At 38.2% G+C, this 267-nt stretch carries 1 protein-coding gene; it reads right to left on the reverse strand.

The annotated features are described in order from the left end of the window. Positions 1–267: hypothetical protein (locus AAEY83_RS15590; RefSeq protein ID WP_351060386.1), on the reverse strand; the 267-nt coding region annotated here is incomplete at both ends.

A 267-nucleotide genomic window follows, 5' to 3' on the forward strand; every position in this document is an offset into this window, starting at 1 on the left:
ATCTATTAAAGCATTAGCGCCCATTTCGGTTTTACCATTAAGTACCTGTGCTATAAAGCGGGTTTTATTATTAAACTTATAAAGCCAAGCGGCGCTTGTAAAGCGGGTATCCCAAGCATACTGCCCTGTACTAATATTAAGTGTGGTTGGGTCACCGTTATTGTTGTAATAATAAATTCGAAATTGTGATTTTTTTAAGTAATCCCAGTGTACGCCAGCGTAATAGCCAAAACGTCCGTCTACTTCTTCAAACGGTAAAACCTGATT

Origin of the sequence: Psychrobacter sp. TB20-MNA-CIBAN-0197 (assembly GCF_040309765.1) — a bacterium.
GTDB classification, from domain to species: domain Bacteria; phylum Pseudomonadota; class Gammaproteobacteria; order Pseudomonadales; family Moraxellaceae; genus Psychrobacter; species Psychrobacter submarinus.